This window comes from Roseixanthobacter psychrophilus, from assembly GCF_043195195.1.
GTDB lineage: Bacteria > Pseudomonadota > Alphaproteobacteria > Rhizobiales > Xanthobacteraceae > NCEH01.
Map to the genome: position 1 here is coordinate 16,975 of NZ_JBAFWT010000042.1, position 17,096 is coordinate 34,070.

The window sequence follows — 17,096 nt, forward strand, 5'->3', positions numbered from 1 at the left end:
AACGGAGCATGAACATCATGCCGCCCGTCGGATTAGTGCTGGCAGCCTGAGCGACCTGAAGCCTTCGGGCATCTGGTGCTCAGAATCCCAAGCGTAGATGCCTGTGAGGTTGATGTGTTCCCAACTGAGCGGCGAAATATGTTTGAGAAGGTCATCTGGGATAGTCCGACGCGCCATCCGCAGGTGGTTGGCAGCGCGGTCAAGATAGACCGTGTTCCAATGGACGATAGCGCTGACGACGAGATTGAGGCCAGATGCGCGGAATGCCTGGCTCTCGAATGACCGGTCACGGATTTCTCCGCGCTCGTGGAAGAACACCGCGCGTTTGAGCTTGTGCGCTGCCTCGCCCTTATTGAGGCCGGCTTGACACCGCCGGCGCAAGGCCGGGCTCGAATACCATTCGATCATGAACAGTGATCGCTCGATCCGGCCGAGTTCCCGCAGCGCCTTGGCCAACTGGCTTTCCTTTGGAGACGCCGAGAGCTTCTTCAGAACCGTCGAGGGAACGACGGCGCGCGTCGTGATCGACGCTGCCAGATGCAGCAGGTCATCCCAATGATCAAGGATCAACGCGGTGTTGATCGGTGCTCCGATGTGGCTCGTCAGCGCCGGGTAGGCATCGCCCTTCTCGAACGTGTGGAACTTTCGATCTTTGAGGTTGCGCAACCGAGGGGCGAAGCGCTTGCCGATCAAGGCGAACAGCCCGAAGACGTGATCGCTCGCGCCACCAGTGTCAGTAAAATGCTCCTGGATATCCAGGAGCGTATCCTGGTCAAATAGGCCATCGAGCACGTAGGCCGCTTCGCTTTCCGTGGGGCTAATGGGCAGGATGCTGAAATAGCCGTACTGATCCGACAAGTGGCTGTAGAATTTCGATCCCGGTTCGCTGCCATAGTGCAGATTGACATCGCCGCGTTTTGCCGCTCGGTCGCTCGCACGGAAGAACTGTCCGTCGGACGACGCGGTCGTTCCGTTGCCCCACAGGCGGGAATGCGGGTGACCCGTATGGGCGTCGGTGATGCAGGCCTGGGCGGCGCGATAGGTTTCTGATCGGGCATGGAAGGTGCGCATCCAGCCAATCTGATGGGCGCTGATGCCCTTGGATGCGCCGGCCATCCGCTTCGGACCGAGATTGGTTGCATCGGCCAGGATGCCGGCCAGCATGGCAGAGACATTCCGTGGGGTGTCGCCTGTGCGGACATGTGTGAAATGATCGGCAAAGCCCGTCCACTCATGCACTTCCCTGAGGAGATCAGGAACTTCGACCAGCGGATACATCTCGCTGATCTCCGCGTTCAGTTCTTCGGCTGCCGCAGGAACGTCGCCGACGGTCGGCGTCACGATCAGCGTTCCCGCTTCCAGACGAACCCCCTCGAGGTTACGAGCGCGAGCGCGATAAGCCAGGCGCTTCAGATTGAAATCCAGCACCTGCATTACTTCGTTCAGCCAGACGGCGCCGTCACCGCCCACACCAAGGCCAAGCCGATCCTCTTCCTTCATCGTGGTGAACGTAGATCGCGGCATGAGGTGCTCGTCGATCGGGCGGAACGAGCGGCTGCCCTCTACCCATATATCCGCCGAGCGAAGGCGCTCGCGCAATGCGGCGAGCGTGGCTATCTCATAGAGCCGGCGATCAGGCTTCTGCTGCCCAAAGATTAGTTTTCGATCGGTTGGACTGAGATGGCTGGTCGGAACACGCTCGGGCAGTGCACGCCGTCCCTCCGAATGAAGCCTTCGGAGCATGGCAACGGCTGTGAGCAGGGAATCGTGGCGGCGCGCCGAACGGAACGTAAAGGTCGTTAGGAACGCCGTCGCGTATTTGAGGACGCCCTTATACTGCTCGGCCGCCAGCATCAGCGGGGATACCTCATTTTCCTCGACCATTGCTGCAAGCTCCGGTTTCATCCGCAGCAGCCGGTGCCAACCGACCTTCTGGTCGAGTACTTCGAGTGCGTCCTGACCCCGATCGTTGGCCGACTGCAGCGCTGTTATCGTATCGAGGAACATGCGCAGGGCCTTGGAGGTGTCTGTCCGGTGGTCCATATGCCGCCGTTTCTTACGGCTGTTAGCCTGCGAGAACAGCCGCCCGATCAGCTTGATGAACATGGTCACGGCATCGTCGGTCAGCTTCTCACCGAGTTTGATGACCTGCGCGACGATCAGGGCGTGACGACGACTTGCATTGAAGTCGTTGGCCAGCCACGCTGGCGTGGCCTTGCCCTCGCGGACCATTTGGTCCCACCGCCCGGAAGCCACGCGCGCCCGGAAGCCGGGATCAATTCCGAACGTGCGCAGGAAGGCAATCCGTTCAGTGAGTCCAACCAGATTCGAAGCCGCGGGCGCTTCAGGCGCCGACCGCAACCAATGGAAGCGGGTCTGACCGATCGCCGCATCAACCTCGAGCAGCTTGTCGAGCTCCTGCAGTTTCTCTGGTGCCAGACCTTCGATAAGCGCACCCTCGGCGCGGCGGCGAGCTATGGCGCGAGCCGCAAACCCCATTCGCTCGATGATCTCCGCCGCCGGCAACAGTACTCCGCGTTCTCGCAGCGTGGCGACAATGGCGTTTACAATCGAAGCGCCGCTGTCGGACATCGCGGCCGCCTCAATTGCCGATAACAGCCCCGCGCGACGATCCTGAGATGTCGCGCTTCTGACGCCGAGATAGCTCATCAGGCGCGCAATGTGATCGCGACGCGTCTCTTCCCGCCGGGCATAGGTTGGGAACACAGGGGGATCGGCACCGATCTGGTCGGCGACATATTTCAGCATCGCACGCGGCGGAATTTCGCCGGCCGCCAGCACCCGGCCCGGATGTCTCATAACGCAAAGCTGAACAGCAAAGCCGAGCCTATTATGCTCGCGTCTGCGCAGATCAATCTCGAGGCGATCAGCGGCGGACAATGAATAGTGTCGGATCAGGCTGTCCTCATCAGCCGGAATGTCGAAAAGCTGCCGTCGATCCTGAGCTTTGAGAATCGTGCGCCTGGCCACTGCTCAACTCCGCATACAGCACCAACTACCGCTGAATGTTGCCGAACTGACCGGATGTGGAAACAGCAGCGATCCTGCTGGCACCGTTATCCACTGGGATCAGACGCACTGCCGCGGAAATCGCGAGACACAACCAAACTCGGTTCACGCTTCGTCCTTAGCGTACGATTTTGCACAGCTCTTGTTCCGACCCCGATACGCTGCGCGACCTGCCCGACATCGAGGCGCTCGAGGACGCCGGGCTGCTCGACACGGTGCAACTGCGCGCGGGCGGGTTCCCGCTGCCGGGCGACGATGAGGACGATCTCGGACCCGAGAATGGGGAAGACGAGGAGGGAGATTGAGCGATCGACAGCGCCTGTAGGTTCTGAAGGCGACGTTGGTAGGTGTGTTTCGGGTGGATTGGCGTGAGCTGGATTGACAAGCCAAGGGCTCTGCGCGGTTGGTTGTTCGAGTTGTCAAAGTTGACGAAGTTGTCTCTCGTTCCTATCTTCCTGCCAGGAGTTGGACCGATGGCAAGCAAGCTGCAGACTGTGACCCCGACTGGCGTGAAGCCGCTGCGCAAGCGCACAGGCCGTAGGTTGACGATGTTCATGCTCAAGGGCGATCCAGTCCAGGCCTTGAAGCGATATGGACTTCCGCCAGGTGCCAAAGTCGCGATCGTATCGTCGGGTCCCAGAGCCGCGCGGAAGCTGAGTGCGGCTGTCGGCAAGGGCGTCGAGGTGGGGGCAGAAATCACAATCGCCGATCTCGAGACCGAATGGCCGGTTGCCGTTATCGACAAGGCGGCGTTCGAGCCGGACGCACGCAGCCGGGCCATTGTCGAGGGCCTGCGCATCGCCGAGCGAGACCTGAAGGAGGCCGGCGGCGCGTATGATCTTGCGCAGGTTCGCACCCTGATGCGCGGTGTGTCACGGCAGGCGGTCGACAAGCGGGTGCAGGACGGCCGCCTGCTGGCGGTGCCGGGACCGAGCAACCGGCGGGTCTACCCGACGCTGCAGTTTAATCGCGACGGCTCGATCGTGCCGGGCCTGAAGGAGGTCCAGGATGCGCTGCCGACCCGTAGCCCGTGGACGATTCTGAACTTTCTGAGCCGGTCCGACGCTCGGCTCGGAGGGCGGCGGCCGATCGACCTCCTGAAGGAAGGCAGCACGCAACTCGTGGTCGAAGCAGCGCAGCGCTATGGTGAGCAAGGGGCGTGAGTACACCGCTCCCGCCGGCGGATCTTCATGCCCGCGACCCGGAACTTGTGGTGCGTCCTGCGGATGCCGACCTGCATCGCTTTTACACGGCGACCTATGATCCGATCTATTTCGACCGGTCGCGGCTAGGCCGCTTCAACGCGCCGGACGCATCCTACGGTGTGCTCTATGGTGCGCAGGAGGTCGTCGGCGCCTTCGTCGAGACATTCCTGCGCACGCCGGGGAACACCCTCATCGACGCGGACTTTCTCGGCCGCAAAGGGTACGTGCGCCTCAGGACAACGCGGGAGCTCCGGCTCGTCAAGCTGACCGGATCCGGCCTTGCGCGCATCGGCGCGACGGCGGTGCCCGTTCCGGCAGAAAGAGACCCAGAAGTGCATCCGATCCTTCGGTAGCCTCAGGGGCGTAGCGCCTTCGTGCTCCCTCCACACCGCGATTGGGGGACGTCGGAGCGTCGAATGAATCATGTGATGGTAGTTGCCCGTGATCTCCAGTGCGATGAACCGCTCGAGCTCTCGCAAGGTGAGGCTCGAATGCTTGGCGGAATCGTAGTCACCGCGCTCGTTTGGATTGCTCTGGGTGGTCCCGGGCAGAAGGTGGATGGCGCCCATCTGGGTGCCGATCAATCGCTCGATATGGCCGCCGAAATGGGGCGTGGCCGGCGGGCGCCAGATGATGTCGATTCCTTCGTCTCGGCATGCGCGTATGAAGGCTTTGCTGCGAAAGTCCGCCCCGTTGTCGGTGTGGAGGGATTCGGGGAGGCCGGCGATCGGCCAGTCGGCGTCGATTTCGCGCTCGCGTAGCCAGGCGCTCTTGTCGAAGACTGCGTGCAAGAGGCACAAGCTGACCGAAAGGCACGAGGGATCGTCCATCGTGAGATAGAAGCCCGTCACCATGCGGGTGAAGACATCCATCGCGATGGTGATCCATGGCCGATCAAGCGGTTCTCGCGTTTGCTCGTCGACCACGATGAGGTCGACCTTCGTGTGATCGATCTGCACGACCTCCAAGGGCCGCGAGGCGCGATATTCGCCGGGCACGGCAAGGGTCGACTTGAGCAGAGCGACCTCGCCGCGCCTTCGAGCCTTCGCACGCAGGTCCAACTCGACGACGCGGGCTTTCACCGTGCGCCAGTTCGGCGGCGCCAAGCCGAAGGCGAGGCAGCGCGTGCCGACCTCGCGGACGAGGCGTGCGATCGGCGGCTTTGTCGGCTTCAGGTAGAAGCTCTCGATCGTTTCTCGGATCAAAGCCTCGCGTTTCGGATCGAGCACAAGATGGCCCCGCGGGCGGCCGGGAGACCTTCCCAGCAGCGATGTCACCGTGCAGCCGGCCTCGAACGATTTGATCAACCGGTAGGTCGTCGCACGGCTGAGACCAAGCTCCCGGGCGAGGTCCTTTACGGTCGGACCCGTCTGGCCGTCGGCACGGCGCTGGACGAACCTCCGCACCGCCTCCTCGCGCCGGCAAGCTTCGTCCCACTCGGCGGTGTTCTCGGGGGCAGATTCTGGATCGTTCATGCGCAGAATCCGGGTCCAACGTTCGGAACCAGGAATCTCGCATTAGGCGCAACAAAGCAAGCAAAAATCTCACAATTAAGTACAATGTCTCAAATTAAGCGCAACGCTACAACATTGAAGTCATAGTAATACCGCGTCTCACGATTAAGCGCAACGCGACATCGGCCATACGGCGCTGGATCGCGCGTTCCGACGGCTGACCAAAAGGCTCGGCATGCGCGGCGCCTCGACCTCCATTGGGCCGCGCCTGCACGATCTGCGACATACGATGGCGGTCGAGGTCTTGCGGCGATGCTACAGCGCCGGCGCGGACCCCGAGCGCCGGTTGCCCGCGCTGTCCACATATCTTGGGCACACCCATCTCAACTACACCTACTGGTATCTGCACCAGAATCCGGGGCTGATGACGGAGGCGGTGGCGCGGCTTCAGCATCGTTGGGAGGCTCCGGCATGACGGCCTCGATCCCGACCTTCCCGACGCTGCTGCAACGGTTCTTCACCCAGCGCCTCATGCAGGAGAAGCGGGTCAGTGCGAACACGATCAGCTCCTATCGCGACACGTTCAGGCTGCTGCTCCGCTTCGCACAGAAGCGCCTTCGCACCGCCCCCGACAAGCTGGCCTTCGAAAAGCTCGACGCGCCGCTCATCGCGGCCTTCCTGAGCGACCTGGAAAAGAAACGGGGTGTGACGGTCCGCACCCGCAACCTGCGTCTCACCGCGATCCGGTCGTTCTTCCACTTCGCCGCTTATGAGATGCCGACGCACAGCGCGCAGATACAGCGCGTTCTCGCAATGCCGGCCAAGCGGTTCGACCGGAAGCTGATCGACTTCCTGACGCGCCCCGAGGTCGATGCGCTTCTCGGGGCGCCGAACAAGGCCACTTGGACCGGCCGCCGGGATCATGCGCTGGTGCTGACGACCCTGCAAACGGGCCTCCGCCTGTCGGAGGCGACGGGCCTTCGGCGTCAGGACGTGACGTTCGGCACCGGCGCTCATCTCGAAATCCTCGGCAAGGGCCGCAAGCAGCGCACTGTCCCGCTTTGCAAGCCCGTCGCCGATGTCCTCGAAGCCTGGCTCGACGAGCTGAATCCCGCCCCGGACGATGTGGTCTTCCCGAGCGCACGCGGCGGCCGGCTGAGCGCGGACGCCGTGGCGAGCCTCCTGAGAAAGCACGTCGCGGTCGCCGGCGATGCCTGCTTCTCCCTGAAGCAGAAGAACGTCACCTTCCATTGCCTGCGCCATACGACGGCGATGGACCTCCTCCACGCCGGGGTGGAGCAGACGGTCATCGCGCTGTGGCTGGGGCACGAGTCCATCGAGACCACCCAGATCTATCTCGACGCCGATCTGGCGCTGAAAGAGAAGATCCTCGCCCGCACGATCCCGTTCGACAGCAAGCCGGGCAAGTTCCGGCCCGACGACAAGCTGCTGGCGTTCCTCAACCAGCTATAGGAGAAATTACTATGCCGATATCGGCTGCATATAAAACCAACGATCTCCATGGCTTTACTGTCCTTCTATCTTCCTTTCTCGGAATAGTCCCGGACGCGGCATATGACTTGGTGCTCAGGCCGTACCGCGGATGAAAGGAGCAGGCCCATGGCCGAACTGAAGCTCGGCAAGCTGCCGGACCGGACGCCGGTCAAGATCACCATCACGGTGAGTCCCGACCTCAACCAGGCGCTGCGCGACTACGCGGCAATCTATCGGGCGACCTATGGCGAAGCCGAGTCCGTCGCCGATCTGATCCCGTTCATGCTCGGCGCGTTTCTGGAAAGCGACCGCGGCTTCGCCAAGGCGCGAAAGGAGGCGTCGCTTGAGGCGACTGCCAAAACGGTGCGGCGCCGCCGTGCGCGCCGTTCCCCAGAACTCCCGTCAACCACAAGCCAGGAGGAATGAGACCATGTCCGTGATCGGCACATTCACGCCCGCGAAGGACGGTGGCTGGACTGGTTCCATCCACACACTGACGATCAACACGAAGGTGCGGCTGGTCCCGAACGACAACCGCGACAATGAGAACGCGCCGGTATTCCGGGTGTTCGTCGGCCAGTCCCGCGTCGGCGACGCCTGGGCGGCGCGCTCCGGCGGCGACAGCCCGAAGGACTACTTTCGCGTCCGCCTCGACGACCCCAGCCTGCCGGAACCCATCAGCGCCTCCCTGTTCCAGTCCGAGGACGGGAACGAGGCGCAGCTCGTGTGGAGCCGGAGGAAGGCGGAGGGGGCTGCGAAGTAGGCCCTCTATCCTGAGTTCGGCGAAAGCCATATCTCATATATGGCTTTGGACAATTTTGGCATAGCAGGCTGGTTCGATCGCTGCTTTACTATTGACGGCCGAAGCCATATCTCATATATGGTTATGATCGATTTTGTCAAAGTGAAGCCCGAAACCGCCATGTCCCGGCTCATATCCGCGCCCTTCTTCAGCGCTCACCCGGTCTTCAGCCGCGCCGAATACGCCGCCGCTGTCGGCCGCCGCTCTGGCGACAAGGTCGTAACGGCGATGCTCGCCCAGCATCTTCAAGCCGGCAACATCCGGCGCGTCGCGCGCGGTGTCTTCGCATCCGTGCCCAAGCATGCCGACGCCGGCAAATGGTCCGTCGACCGCTTCCTGGCCGCCTCTCGTCTGCGCCGTGGCGGCGTGATCGCCTATCACTCGGCCCTCGAGCTGCACGGCTGCGCCTACACCGAGGGGCATGACGTGCAGGTGATCGCGCCCGGCGAGCCCGGCGTGTTCGAAGCCGTCGGCTTCACCTGCCGGTTCGTCAAGCCGCCGCGCGGCTTCGCGCCGCCGGATGGCGTCACGGCGGTCGACCGCTTGGGGCTGACGGTCAGCGTGACGACGATCGAGCGGACGATCGCGGATCTGTTCGACCGCTATGACCTCGCCGGCGACGCGGAGGAGCTCTTCAACTCGCTGGACCTGGTGGCACGGGTCGACGCCGCGGCGCTGGTCCGGTACGCGCGTGCGCTCGGCAATGCTACGGCCGCTGGCGCTCTCGGCTCCTGGCTGGAGCGCGAGCAGAAACGGCTGGGTGTGCCGGACGCTGCGCTCGAAGAGCTCCGCACCATGATGCCGTCTCAGGCGAGATATGCTCTGGGCACCAAATCGGGCGAGGGGAGGACAGCCAAGGGCTGGAACGTCATCCTCCCCATCGACGTCGTCGAACGCCGGTTCGAGGGACTGTGAATGGCGGCGCCCTCGGCCCAAACGCTGCAGCGCATTGCGGACGAGACCGGGCACCAGCTCGGTACCCTCGAAAAGGTGCTGAGGCTCCTGGACTTGCTGCAGGAAATCGCCCGCGATCCGGACCTGTCGGAGCGGCTCGTCCTCAAGGGCGGAACGGCGTTGAATGTCTTCCACCTCGGTCTCGACCGCCTGTCGGTCGATATCGACCTGAACTATATCGGTGCGCTCGACCGGGCGGTGATGGAAACCGAACGCCCAACCGTGGACGCCGCGCTTAATCGTCTCCTCACGTCCCAGGGCTACGCCGTCCGCCGCCAGCCCGACGAGCATGCCGGCGGCAAGTGGCTGTCGCGCTACTCGTCCGCGCTTGGCGGCAACGCCACACTGGAGCTCGATGTCAACTATATGGCGCGCCAGCCCCTGTTTGGCGCGGCCCGCATGGAGTCACGTCCCCTCGGCGAAATGCAAGCGAGCGACGTTCTCGTCCTCGATCTCCATGAAATCGTCGCCGGCAAGCTCGTCGCAGTCGTCGACCGGGATGCGGCGCGCGATCTGTTCGACGCGCGCCGCATCCTATCGATCGACGGTCTCGACTGGAGCCGGATCAAGGCCGCCGTGCTCGCCATCGGCGCCTGCGGGCGGCGTGACTGGCGGACCATGTCGGTCGACGCCATCAAAGGCGACCCGCGCGAGCTTCGTCAGAAGCTCGCGATCTGCCTACCGCGCGACCGCTTCGCCGGCAAGGGAGATGTCGACGCGTGGATCGAGGAGACCGTTGCGCTCTGCCGGGAAAGGTTCGCCTTCCTGTTCGATCTGTCAGCGAACGAGCGGGAATTCCTCGATGGCGTCCTCGAACGTGGCGAGATCAACCCCGATCTCCTGGACGTGACGCCTGAAATACGTGCGCGCATTGGTGTGATGCCGATGCTCGCCTGGAAATGCCAGCACGTTCGGAAACATCGAGGACTGGACACGTAAGACGACGACGCTTGGAATTGGACGGTCATCGGGCGAGGGGATAACACCAGCGCGTTGCGCACTCGCGGCGGATAGGAACCGCGATCGTCTGGACACATTGCCGCCCTCAAGAATCCCCTCATTTTGCGAGCGCAACTCTCCCGCGAAAAACGGACCGGATCGCGAATTAACTCCCGCCTAGGTTGCGGTTCTTTTAGCGTCGTTTCGGCGGATAGGCCTGTTCGCGGCTCGGCCAATTGAATTTATACCCACCCAAAGTTGCGTTTTTCCGTCAGATACACGCGATTGACAAAATGAGGGGATGACTGAGATTGCCGCCATGGGCTCAGATCTACGAAATGGATAAAGCCGATCAGGCCGTAGCTCAGACCGCTTCCCCCGGGCTCCCGCGTAGCATCTGGGCCCTCGGTTTGGTCAGCATGTTCATGGACATCTCTTCGGAGATGATCCACAGCTTGCTGCCGGTCTTCCTCGTCACCGTACTGGGCGCAAGCGCCGTGACGGTCGGGCTTATCGAGGGCATCGGGGAAGCCACCGCCTCGATCTCCAAGCTGTTCTCGGGCTGGCTCAGCGACCGGCTTGGCAAGCGCAAGGCGTTGACCGTCATCGGCTATGGGCTCGGCGCCCTATCGAAGCCGCTGTTCGCGCTGGCACCGACGCCCTCCTGGGTACTGGTCGCCCGTTTCTCTGACCGCATCGGCAAGGGCATCCGCGGCGCGCCGCGCGACGCTCTGGTCGGCGATCTTTCCCCCGCCGGGCGGCGCGGCGCGGCCTATGGCCTTCGGCAGTCGCTCGATACCGTCGGCGCGTTTGGCGGCCCGCTGATTGCCATGGCGCTGATGGCGCTGTTCGCCGACGACTTCCGCCTGGTCTTCTGGCTCGCTGTGGTGCCCGGACTCATCGCTGTGGCCGTCCTTGTTCTCGGCGTCCGGGAGCCGGCGCAGGCTCGACCTCCCGCGGAGGCGCGCGTTCCGATCCGTTGGAGCGAGCTTGGACGGCTGGGCCGCCTGTTCTGGGGTGTCGTCGCCGTCGGAACCGTGCTCACGCTCGCTCGCTTCAGCGAGGCCTTCCTGATCCTGCGCGCCGAGGACGCGGGTCTGTCGCTCGCGCTCATGCCACTGGTGCTGGTGGTGATGAACGTCGTCTACGCAGCATCGGCCTATCCGATGGGAGCGCTATCGGATCGATACGATCGAAGGCTGGTGCTTGCGGCGGGTTTCGTGGCGCTGATCCTCGCCGATATCGTTCTCGCTTTCGCACCAGGGATTTGGGGCGTGATGCTTGGCGTCGGCCTTTGGGGGCTGCACATGGGCATGACCCAAGGGTTACTGGCAGCTCTCGTTGCCGATACCGCCCCGACAGACCTGCGCGGGACCGCATTCGGACTGTTCAACCTGGCAAGCGGGGTGGCACTCTTGCTCGCGAGTTTGATTGCGGGGCTTCTATGGGACCTCGTAGGGCCCTCCGCGACATTCCTAGCCGGTGCGGCCTTTACCGCGATCGGTCTCGTTGGGACAGTCGCACTCGTGGGCTGGCGGACAGGGCGCAGGCTGGGCTGACCTCACCTTGGGCGGGCTGCGGATCTGGCCGAAAATGTTCGACAGATGACGACGACAACGGAAAAACGCGACGGACGGCGCATGCCGACCGGTGTCTACGGAGCGGAAGCCCACTAGGCCACCCGCGTCCCGATCCCGGACATTCTCGTGCGCTGGCGCTCGCCGGGACCAGACGATGTCTCGCTGTTCCGGCGACCCCGCTTCTGCCCAGATATCCGCGAGGTCGCCAGCGTGCTCGGCGATCTCGGAACCTTTCTGCCGCACATCAGCGGCACGGTCACGGTCATTGGCATGGGCCCGACCGGCGTGTTGACAGCGTTCGGGCTCCTCTATGGTTTTACCAGCGCATTCTACGGCGTGCCCATCGCCGTGCGGCCATCCACGCCTTCATCTTCTCGGCCGACAGCGCCACGAAGCGACGCGACACCGCCGATCGGGTCACGCCGGCTCCCCGCTCGGCGGGGATGTCGCCGCCGGGCAGGCGGACGGCGCGGCCAAACTTGCGGGTCGACACGTTCATCAGCATCAGATTGAGCGCCCATTGGCCGAGCAGATCCTCGTCGACCGCCGCCGCCCAGCTCGGCAGGGGCATCTCACCGCCGTCACGGGCACGAACCCGAGGGCGCTCGACTTCGACCTTGCCGCCGTGAAAGCCGATCTTTCCCTTGGCTCTGCCCCAACGATGAGCCTCCCGATCGCCACCGCGACCATGGCGAGGGCCGCAGAGCCGAGCCGCATCCTCTTCCATCATCCCGGTGAGAGTGGCCAGCCCGGCCGTCAGGCACAGGCGTTCGAAGCTGGCGCGGACCTCGTCCACAGCTGCCTCGACGAGCGCAGACGGCGTCACCGCCGCCGATGTGGTAGGGTTCTCCATGGCGTTGCTTTCCTTCGTTGGATTCAGCACCCCGAGCCTACCGGCTCAAGGCGAGCAACGCCGCCCTCCCTTTTTTCAACATCGGGCGGGACATCCCCGCGCCCCGTTCGAGCCGCCGCAATCCGCCGTGATCGTCAGCTCGCGGGCATAGGGATAGCGCGGTCGCCCCATGCGCTCGCACCACGTGCGGATCGATTGGACGGCGAACTCGGCTGTGTCGGCGGTGATCCCGACGCTGACCCAGCCCTCGTTGGCAGTCACGTCGTAAACCCCGTAGGGCGCCACCTTGCCCAGGGTCTTGTCCTCGAAGTCGTGCACCTTCACGCGCCGCGGATCGCCCTTGGGACGATAGTCGCTTCCGCCGTTCTTGAACGCGCCGATCAGCTCCTTCTTCTTGGTGTCCACGGAGACGACGGGCTGGCCGGCGGCCTGCGCCGCCACCACCTTGGCGTTGATGTTCTCGAACTGGGCGTCGCGGTCGGGATGCTTCGAGCCCTCGTCCGCCTTGCGGTTGAGCTGGCGCGAGAAGCCGAGCTTCACCAATTCCTTGCGCACCGTGTCGGCGCTGATGGGATGCCCCCTCTCCGTCAAGGCCGCAGCGAGCTTGTCCATGCTTTTCGACACCCACAGCAAGGGCCGCATGGGGTCGCCCAACGTCGCGGGCTCGACCAGCCGTCGGAGCGCAGGCACGAGCCCCGGGTCCTTGGTGACGACGGCGCGGCGGCCGCCGCCTTTGCGCCGCACACGGCCTTGTCCGAGCGGCTCGGCGTCGAGATCGCGCTTGCCGCGGTTGATCGTCGAGCGGGCAAGCCCGGTGATCTTCGACACCGCCACGAGCCCGCCCCGCCCGGCGGCGCACGCCTCGCCCGCCGCGAACAAGCGCCGGCCCCGCTCGTCGAGCTTCCAGCCGACCGTCTCCCATCGTTGCCGAATGGCGTCTGCATCGATCATGCCGCCGAGCTACACCAGTTCGCCGCGACCGGGAATCCCCCAACCCTGAACCATACCGCCGCACACCACAGCGATTCAGTTATTTTGCGGGATGTCCTAAGGCTGCGGTCAAGTAGCCAAGACGGATGCTGATGAGCCCATCCGTGCACGCCACGCCTTCTACCCCCTGCAAATCGGTCGTCCACTTCCAAAACAAATATCCGCTTCTGCTCGACCACGTCTTAAACCTGGATCAAAGAACTCCGCGTGCTCTGGAGCGATCTTTGCGCTGTTCAAGAATCTCAGTTCGCGCGGAGGAATCCATGATGGCTACGTAAAGAGGCGCCGAAAGACGCTGAGGTGCTCCGAAAGAGAACGGCAGAGCGCGCGTACGCGCTTTGGGAAGGCGAGGGGAGGCTGCACGGCCGGCACCTGGATCATTGGTGCCAGGCCGAGACCGAGACGACTGTTTCTGCGGCTACGGGCTCGATCCCGAATTCACAGAAGCCTTCTGCGGCACCCAGCAAAGCGGATACGAAAGCTCGGTCCCGGAAGCGCTAAGCCCTCTGGGGCAGGCCTTTGTCTCCGAAATCGACCTTCCGAGTCCGTGTCACCGACAGGAAAGGAAATCCTACAATGAATAGGTTGCTTACGACCGCCACTCTTGCCATCGCATTGGGTGCGATGAGTCTCTCGCCCGCCGTTGCCCAGACCTCCTCCCAGACAGGGCCCATGATGGGCATGATGGGGGGTGGCTGTCCGACAATGAGCATGATGGGCATGATGGATCAGGGCATGATGGGTGGCCCCGGCATGACGGGTGGCCAAGCCACGATGGGCCGCGGGGCCATGATGGGGAGCCCAGCCAGAATGGACGCCATGGTCGATGGGCGGCTCGCCTACCTGAAGGGCGCGCTCAACATCAGCGATGCCCAAATGGACGCCTGGAACGGATATGCCGAAGCCATCAAGAGTCGGGTGGATACTATGCAGCAGATGCGCCAAGGCATGATGGAGGCCATGCAACAGGGCAGCGCGACCGAGCGGATGGATGCCCGTATCAAGGGCATGGAAGCCATGGTCGACGCTCTGAAAGCTGCGAAACCCGCAACAGAGAAGCTGTACGCGGTGTTGGATGCCGAGCAGAAGAAAACGGCGGACCAGCTGATCGGAATGGACTGCGGCGCAATGTGATGGGATCGGCCAGGTCGATGCGAGCAGAGAGTCTACGACATCAACACGGCATGCTGGCGGACAGGCTGCGCCTAGTGTGGCGTTCTCGATGTCTGTGTACACCTTGGGGTACCAGCATGCTCCATGTAGTGCCCTTCGATCGGGCGATCGAGTACACGACCGACGCCGTGGCGCGGGTCTTTGGCCAGTCTGAGCAATTCAGAGGCGCTGAGCGGCGCCTCAAGCGTCCACAAGAGGGGACATTCCAATGCCATGGCAGAGCGGAGACGGCGATCGGGGCAGCCCCTCGGGTCGCGGAGCCACACCCGGTCCCGATATGGAAGACCTGGTCCGCGAGGGGCAGGATCGTATCAAGAAGATGATGCCAAGCGGCAGCCCGCGCGGACTGATCATTCTCGCCGTCCTCGCGCTGGTCGGCCTTGGAGCATGGACGGCCTACTATACTGTGTCGAGCGACTCCGTCGCGGTCGTGCAACGTTTCGGCAAATATCTCAAGGACGTTCCGCCGGGACTGCACTTCAAGCTACCGCTGGGCATCGATACGACAACAATCGTTCCCGTCAAACGTCAGCTGAAGCAGGAGTTCGGATTTACGACTGCGGGAGCCACCGATCCCTACCAGAGCCCGTCTCCCCGCGACGCAACCTGGGAAACGCAGATGGTGACCGGCGATCTGAATGCCGCGCTGGTCGAATGGGTGGTTCAATACCGCATTTCAGATCCTCAAAGCTTTCTTTTCGAAGTTCGGGAACCGAGCGCAACCCTCCGCTATGTCTCGGAGTCCGTGATGCGCGAGGTCGTCGGCGACCGCACCGTGGACGAGGTTATCACTATCGGCCGCCAGGAAATCGAGTCTGAAGCGTTGACCAAGATGCAGGCGCTCTCGACCAAATACGCCATGGGGATCAGCATCGACCAGGTCCAGTTGAAGAACATCAATCCGCCCGAGCCGGTGCAGGAGTCCTTCAACGAGGTTAACCAGGCCCAGCAGGAGAAGGAGAAGCTGATCAACGAAGCCCGGCGCGACTACAACAAGGTGATCCCGCTGGCCGAGGGCGAAAAGGATCAGCGCATCCGCGAGGCCGACGGCTATCGGCTCAAGAGGATCAATGAAGCGGAAGGCGATGCCGCCCGGTTCAGCGCGTTGCTGGCCGAATACAGCAAGGCCCCGGAGGTCACGCGCCGCCGAATCTATGTCGAGACCCTTCAGGACGTCATGCCGGGCATACGCTCGAAGATCGTTATCGATGAACAGACGCGGAGCATCCTGCCACTGCTTGATCTCGACGCCCAGAAGGGAGAGAAGCCATGAACAGGACCACGCTAATAGCCACCCTGGCGGTTCTGGGTATCGGAACGTACATCTCGATGAGTTCGATCTATACGGTAAGCGAAGTCGAGCAGGTGATTATCACCCAGTTCGGCAAACCGGTTGGCGAGCCCGTGACCACTGCTGGCCTGAAATTCAAGGTTCCGTTCATTCAGGACGTTAACCCCATCGACAATCGGATTCTCGAGTGGGACGGCAACCCGTCGGATATGCCAACCAAGGACAAGCTCTACATCGCGGTGGACCTCTTCGCCCGCTGGCGGATCACCGATCCCCTCCAGTATTTTCTTCGGCTGCGCGACGAGCGCAGCGCCCAGTCCCGTCTCGATGATATCCTCGGCAGCGAGACCCGCAATGCTGTCGCCAAGCACGAGTTGATCGAGATCATCCGTACCACAAAGGACCGCGTGCCAGTGCGCGACACACTGCTGACCGAGGCGGAACGTGAGCAGGATGTCGGCTCGCTGGTGCCGATTCAGATGGGGCGCCAATTGGTCGAGCAGGAGATCATTGCCGCCGCCGCCGAGAAGGTGCGCATCTTCGGCATTGAGCTGCTCGATATCCGGTTCAAGCGGATCAACTACAACGAAAGCGTGCGCCCGAAGATCTATGATCGAATGATCAGTGAGCGGCGGCAGATTGCGGAACGCTTCCTGTCGGAAGGTAACGGCGAGGCCGCCAGAATTCGCGGAAACCGGGTGCGTGACCTGAACAAAATCCAGTCGGAAGCCTATCGGCAGGTCGAGGAGATTCTTGGCGTCGCCGACGCCAAGGCGGCAGAAATCTACGCGAGGGCCTACAATCAGAGTCCCGAAGCGGTGGAATTCTATGAATTTACTCGGACCATGCAGGCCTACAAGTCCATCATTGCCGAGAACACGACCCTCGTCCTTTCCACCGGCAGTGACCTCTTCAAGTTCCTGAAGGGCATGACGCCGGAGGGCGACCCCTCTTCGGCCCAACGCTCCGCCGACGCCCGGTGACAATGCGCGCACGTATGGTGACCTTCATACGGCCCTTCGTCCGAAAGCGACTTGAGAGCGCAACCATCGGGCACCGACACCGTGGACGCGCGCATAAATTATGTCGCCCCTGCCAGATGACGGAAATTTTCAAATCCGGCTCTAAGTGATGACCGATGGCGTATGGCGCCCTGTTGTCTCCTCTATGCGTGCGATCTGGCGGGCGACCGCCGCCAAACCGCCAAGCCCGTCTTCGACGGTCATATCGTGGCGGGACGGGTCGCGCTCGAAGCGCTCCAGATAGACCCGCAGCGGCGCCCCATCGGTTCCGGTGCCCGATAGGCGATAGACAATCCGCGCATTCTCCGA

15 protein-coding genes and 5 pseudogenes are annotated in these 17,096 nt (G+C 63.0%); 15 read left to right on the forward strand and 5 right to left on the reverse strand.

The genetic code is table 11. The annotated features are described in order from the left end of the window. Positions 1-15: 15 nt before the first annotated feature. Positions 16-2,991, reverse strand: coding sequence for a Tn3 family transposase (locus V5F77_RS23920; protein ID WP_429007749.1), 2,976 nt, complete (start codon positions 2,989-2,991; stop codon positions 16-18). Between the two features lie 170 nt (positions 2,992-3,161). Here V5F77_RS23920 and V5F77_RS23925 point away from each other — a divergent pair, with 170 nt between their 5' ends. The 3 genes from V5F77_RS23925 to V5F77_RS23935 all read left to right on the forward strand — a co-directional run bounded on the left by V5F77_RS23925 (position 3,162) and on the right by V5F77_RS23935 (position 4,588). After that, a complete protein-coding gene (locus V5F77_RS23925; RefSeq protein ID WP_429007750.1) occupies positions 3,162-3,335 on the forward strand; it encodes a hypothetical protein in 174 nt (57 codons plus the stop codon). 168 nt (positions 3,336-3,503) lie between these two features. Beyond that, positions 3,504-4,193, forward strand: coding sequence for a hypothetical protein (locus V5F77_RS23930; RefSeq protein ID WP_429007751.1), 690 nt, complete (start codon positions 3,504-3,506; stop codon positions 4,191-4,193). Between the two features lie 50 nt (positions 4,194-4,243). Continuing rightward, positions 4,244-4,588 carry an RES domain-containing protein gene (locus V5F77_RS23935; RefSeq protein WP_429007763.1) on the forward strand — a complete coding sequence of 115 codons (345 nt, stop codon included), beginning with the start codon at positions 4,244-4,246 and terminating at the stop codon, positions 4,586-4,588. Between the two features lie 948 nt (positions 4,589-5,536). Here V5F77_RS23935 and V5F77_RS23940 read toward each other — a convergent pair. Then, positions 5,537-5,710 (reverse strand): annotated as a pseudogene (locus V5F77_RS23940) (helix-turn-helix domain-containing protein); the annotation flags it as partial. A 214-nt stretch (positions 5,711-5,924) separates the two neighbouring features. On the opposite strand from V5F77_RS23940, the gene V5F77_RS23945 reads away from it, so the two are divergent. The 8 genes and pseudogenes from V5F77_RS23945 to V5F77_RS23980 form a co-directional block, all read left to right on the forward strand. Next, the gene (locus V5F77_RS23945; RefSeq protein WP_429007752.1) at positions 5,925-6,164 is read left to right on the forward strand and encodes a hypothetical protein; all 240 of its coding nucleotides are present in this window, start codon (positions 5,925-5,927) and stop codon (positions 6,162-6,164) included. Then, the gene (locus V5F77_RS23950) at positions 6,161-7,162 is read left to right on the forward strand and encodes a tyrosine-type recombinase/integrase (protein WP_429007753.1); all 1,002 of its coding nucleotides are present in this window, start codon (positions 6,161-6,163) and stop codon (positions 7,160-7,162) included. Before V5F77_RS23945 ends, V5F77_RS23950 begins: the two co-directional genes overlap by 4 nt. A 147-nt stretch (positions 7,163-7,309) precedes the next feature. Beyond that, positions 7,310-7,609, forward strand: a complete 300-nt coding sequence (locus tag V5F77_RS23955) for a DUF2274 domain-containing protein (RefSeq protein ID WP_429007754.1) — start codon at positions 7,310-7,312, stop codon at positions 7,607-7,609. A gap of 4 nt (positions 7,610-7,613) precedes the next feature. Next, positions 7,614-7,946 (forward strand): DUF736 domain-containing protein, encoded by a 333-nt coding sequence (locus tag V5F77_RS23960; RefSeq protein ID WP_429007755.1) that lies wholly within the window; start codon positions 7,614-7,616, stop codon positions 7,944-7,946. A gap of 123 nt (positions 7,947-8,069) precedes the next feature. Then, a complete protein-coding gene (locus tag V5F77_RS23965) occupies positions 8,070-8,900 on the forward strand; it encodes a type IV toxin-antitoxin system AbiEi family antitoxin domain-containing protein (RefSeq protein ID WP_429007756.1) in 831 nt (276 codons plus the stop codon). Then, positions 8,901-9,878 carry a nucleotidyl transferase AbiEii/AbiGii toxin family protein gene (locus V5F77_RS23970; protein WP_429007757.1) on the forward strand — a complete coding sequence of 326 codons (978 nt, stop codon included), beginning with the start codon at positions 8,901-8,903 and terminating at the stop codon, positions 9,876-9,878. Between the two features lie 338 nt (positions 9,879-10,216). Further along, positions 10,217-11,437 (forward strand): MFS transporter, encoded by a 1,221-nt coding sequence (locus V5F77_RS23975; protein ID WP_429007758.1) that lies wholly within the window; start codon positions 10,217-10,219, stop codon positions 11,435-11,437. Between the two features lie 231 nt (positions 11,438-11,668). Then, positions 11,669-11,746: pseudogene (locus V5F77_RS23980) on the forward strand (hypothetical protein); the annotation flags it as partial. A 61-nt stretch (positions 11,747-11,807) separates the two neighbouring features. Here the strand turns inward: V5F77_RS23980 and V5F77_RS23985 are convergent. Together V5F77_RS23985 and V5F77_RS23990 are read right to left on the reverse strand one after the other, a co-directional pair. Then, positions 11,808-12,311 (reverse strand): annotated as a pseudogene (locus V5F77_RS23985) (IS256 family transposase); the annotation flags it as partial. Between the two features lie 96 nt (positions 12,312-12,407). Then, positions 12,408-13,262, reverse strand: a pseudogene (locus V5F77_RS23990) (ISAzo13 family transposase); the annotation flags it as partial. Positions 13,263-13,601: 339 nt separating this feature from the next. On the opposite strand from V5F77_RS23990, the gene V5F77_RS23995 reads away from it, so the two are divergent. From V5F77_RS23995 to hflC, 4 genes are all read left to right on the forward strand, one after another. Then, a complete protein-coding gene (locus V5F77_RS23995; protein WP_429007759.1) occupies positions 13,602-13,802 on the forward strand; it encodes a DUF2934 domain-containing protein in 201 nt (66 codons plus the stop codon). 171 nt (positions 13,803-13,973) lie between these two features. Next, positions 13,974-14,435 carry a Spy/CpxP family protein refolding chaperone gene (locus V5F77_RS24000; RefSeq protein ID WP_429007760.1) on the forward strand — a complete coding sequence of 154 codons (462 nt, stop codon included), beginning with the start codon at positions 13,974-13,976 and terminating at the stop codon, positions 14,433-14,435. 316 nt (positions 14,436-14,751) lie between these two features. Then, positions 14,752-15,747 (forward strand): FtsH protease activity modulator HflK, encoded by a 996-nt coding sequence (gene hflK, locus V5F77_RS24005; RefSeq protein WP_429007761.1) that lies wholly within the window; start codon positions 14,752-14,754, stop codon positions 15,745-15,747. Beyond that, the gene (hflC, locus tag V5F77_RS24010) at positions 15,744-16,748 is read left to right on the forward strand and encodes a protease modulator HflC (RefSeq protein WP_429007762.1); all 1,005 of its coding nucleotides are present in this window, start codon (positions 15,744-15,746) and stop codon (positions 16,746-16,748) included. Before hflK ends, hflC begins: the two co-directional genes overlap by 4 nt. A gap of 141 nt (positions 16,749-16,889) precedes the next feature. On the opposite strand, the pseudogene V5F77_RS24015 reads toward hflC, so the two are convergent. Next, positions 16,890-17,096: pseudogene (locus tag V5F77_RS24015) on the reverse strand (alpha-D-glucose phosphate-specific phosphoglucomutase); the annotation flags it as partial.